Below are 3,156 nucleotides of genomic sequence, written 5' to 3'. Positions count from 1 at the left end.
CAGACCCCTCCCCCTAGCCCCCTCCCACCAGGGGAGGGGGGACCAGAAAGGAATGGCCCCCGGCTATTCTGAGCAGGTCCCGCCAGGCGGGAAAGGCAACGCGCAATCGCAGTAGTATTATACACCGCTCTTGTTCATGATATGTTCCATGGACAAGACGCAATCCCATCAGACACCGGAGGCCCCGGCCGCTCCCAAGGACGAGCGGGCCGGGCGGATGCTCGACCGGATGGCCGAGATGGCGATGGAGCGGGCCGAGGCGCTGCACACGGCGTCCATGGAGGCGATCCGCGACCGCGACGCCGCCGCCACAAGGGAGTTCGAACTCGCCTTCGACCGGCTCGGCCGCGGCCTGCGCCACACCCTGGCACTGCAGGCCCATTTCGCCCGCCAGCTCCAGGAGGCGACCGACAAGGCAGCCGCCGGCGCCCGGGCCCGTGCCACGGAGAAGGCGAAACGCCGCAACACGGTGGCGCGCGTGGTCGCCCATTCGATCTGCTCCGACCAGAACCTCGATTTCCGGACCTCCGCCCATCTCGCCCACGGGATGTGGGAGCAGCTGGTGGAGAGGGATATCGATGAGGCGCTGGCCCTGGCCGGGCATCCGATCGAGGAGATCGTGCTGCGGCTGTGCCGCGACATGGGGGTGAAGCCGGAGCTGGTGCTGCTGCTGGACCCCGACGGTCCCGACGCCCGCAAGCCGCCCCAGCGTTATGCCAACGAGGGCTACCTGCCCGACGAAGCGGACGATGTCGACGAGTGGTGGCCCCATGAGGGCCCGGACAAGGGCCGCTACTGGTATCGCACCCACAGCCTGAAGTACCCGCACATCGTCACCGGCTGGTACGACATGGCTGGCATCAACAACCCGATCGAGGGCCTGCCCTGGGACCAGCCGCCCGATACCGGGTGAGCGCAATCTCCCCCACCTGTCATGCCCGGACTTGATCCGGGCATCCAGAGACTGTCGACAACCTCTGGATTGCCGGGTCAAGCCCGGCAATGACAGATGGAGGGGGTGATTTCGCCCGACCACCGGAACCTGGATGATTTCGCCTCTCCCGCCCCTGCGGGAGGGGCCGGAGGTGCTTGTCCAAAGGGTTTCCCGCCCCCCTGACGTCGTCATTCCCGCGAAAGCGGGGATCTCGTCACATCATGATCGGCGAGAGATTCCCGCTTTCGCGGGAATGACGGTCGATCGGTGACTCCCCGTCCTACTTCCGCGTCCGCAGCGTCGGGAACAGGATGACGTCGCGGATCGAGGCGGAGTTGGTCACCAGCATCACCAGCCGGTCGATGCCGATGCCCATGCCGCCGGTCGGCGGCAGGCCGTATTCCAGCGCGGTGACGTAGTCGCGGTCCATCATCTGGGCCTCGTCGTCGCCGGCGTCGCGGGCCGCGACCTGGGCGGCGAACCGCTCATACTGGTCCTGCGGGTCGGTCAGTTCGGAGAAGGCGTTGCCCAACTCCCAGCCATTGGCATAGGTCTCGAACCGTTCGGTCAGGCGCGGGTCGGTGCGGTGCGCCTTGGCCAGCGGCGAGATCTCCTTCGGCATGTCGGTGACATGGGTCGGCTGGATCAGCGTGTGCTCGACCGTCTCGCCGAACACCAGCTCGACCACCTGGCCCCAGTTCTCGCGGCCGCTGACCCTGAGCTGCAGGCCGCGCGCGGCGGCCCTGGCCGCCTCGGCGCCCTCGATGGCCAGGAAGTCGACGCCGGTCGCTTCCTTCACCAGCTCGGTCATCGGCGCCCGGCGGTATTGGCCGCCGAATTCGATCTGGTGCTCGCCATAGGTGACGGTGGTGCCGCCGGTCGCCGCCTTGGCCGCGGCGGCGAAGATGTCCTCGGCCAGCGCCATCATGTCGGTGTAGTCGGCATAGGCCTGGTACAGCTCGAGCATCGTGAATTCCGGATTGTGCCGGGTCGAGATGCCCTCGTTGCGGAAGTTGCGGTTGATCTCGAACACCCGCTCCGACACGCCGCCGACGATCAGCCGCTTCAGGTACAGCTCCGGCGCGATGCGCAGGTACAGCTCCATGTCGAGCGTGTTGTGATGCGTCACGAACGGCTTGGCCGAGGCGCCCCCCAGGATCGGGTGCAGCATCGGCGTCTCGACCTCGAGGAAGCCGCGGTCCTGCATCAGCCGGCGGATGTCGGCGACGATCCGGCTGCGGGCGCGGAAGGTCTCGCGGCTCTCCTCGCTCATGATGAGGTCGAGATAGCGCTGGCGGTAGCGCGCCTCGACATCGGTCAGGCCGTGATACTTCTCCGGCAGCGGCAGCAGCGTCTTGGCCAGCAGCTCGACCCGCTGGACGTTGACGGTCAGCTCACCGCGCTTGGTGCGGCGGATGAAGCCTTCGACCCCGATCAGGTCGCCGATGTCGAGCAGCCCGACCAGCGCCAGCGTCGCCGGGTCGGCATAATCCTTGTGGCAGAACACCTGGATCTTGCCGCTGACGTCGTGCAGGTCGATGAACATGCCGCTGTTGCGGTAGGCGCGGATGCGGCCGGGGATGCGGACCACGTCCTCCGGCTTCTCCGCCTCGGCCGGCAGGTCGGCATAGCGCGCCTGCAGCCCGGCGGCATCGGCCGTCTTCTCGTAGTGGTAGGGATAGGGGTCGATCCCCAGCGCCCGCAATACCCGCAGTTTTTCCAGCCGCGGCGTCTTCAGCGGGTTGTCGGCATCGTCGTGCGGGGCGCGGGCGCTCTCGACGGTGTCGGACATATCGGGACTCCACGGACAAGAAGGTATGACGGACAAACGGGGATCGCGTCCTCTACCCGTCGCGATACGGGGGTGCAAGCCGCTTCGAGCGCATGGCGCCGGCTACTTCGCGCACCCGTGTCGATTTTCGCTGCGGAAACGTTTCCCAGTTGTTTATGACAATGAGGGTCATACTTCCGTATGGAAAGCCGGCACCGGAACCGACCGGCAAGAGAGAGCACTAGGGGGTCGTCCGAGATGACACAGAGCGTTTCGCGCGCGGCGTTGGCGATCGCCGTTGCCGCCATCAGCCTCGGGGCCTGCACCGACACCACGCCCTGGGCCTATTCGACCAACTCCAGCGCGACTGCGCAGCTGCCCAGGACGGTCGGGCCCGAAGTCCTGCCGATCACCCGGCCCGTCGCCCAGGCCGCCGCCGCCCGCCAGCCCA

The 3,156-nt window shown here is 67.3% G+C and carries 3 protein-coding genes; 2 read left to right on the top strand and 1 reads right to left on the bottom strand.

Annotation, left to right across the window (positions count from 1 at the left end):
- Positions 1-148 precede the first annotated feature (148 nt).
- Positions 149-913 carry a hypothetical protein gene (locus AC3XYG_RS09625; protein WP_489139603.1) on the top strand — a complete coding sequence of 255 codons (765 nt, stop codon included), beginning with the start codon at positions 149-151 and terminating at the stop codon, positions 911-913.
- A gap of 301 nt (positions 914-1,214) precedes the next feature.
- Here AC3XYG_RS09625 and lysS read toward each other — a convergent pair whose 3' ends face one another.
- On the bottom strand, positions 1,215-2,726 hold the full coding sequence (gene lysS, locus AC3XYG_RS09620) for a lysine--tRNA ligase (protein ID WP_489139602.1): 1,512 nt from the start codon (positions 2,724-2,726) through the stop codon (positions 1,215-1,217).
- 237 nt (positions 2,727-2,963) lie between these two features.
- On the opposite strand from lysS, the gene AC3XYG_RS09615 reads away from it, so the two are divergent.
- Positions 2,964-3,156 (top strand): hypothetical protein (locus tag AC3XYG_RS09615; protein ID WP_489139601.1); only part of this gene is annotated, 193 nt, incomplete at its 3' end.

It is taken from the genome of Inquilinus sp. (assembly GCF_057815775.1).
The sequence above is the reverse complement of the archived record's forward strand: the minus strand, read 5'-3'. Positions and strand labels throughout refer to the sequence as shown.

Coding starts and splice junctions, on each gene's coding strand:
- AC3XYG_RS09625 (WP_489139603.1), top strand. CDS start 149: ATGGACAAGACGCAATCCCATCAGACACCGGAGGCCCCGGCCGCTCCC.
- lysS (WP_489139602.1), bottom strand. CDS start 2,726: ATGTCCGACACCGTCGAGAGCGCCCGCGCCCCGCACGACGATGCCGAC.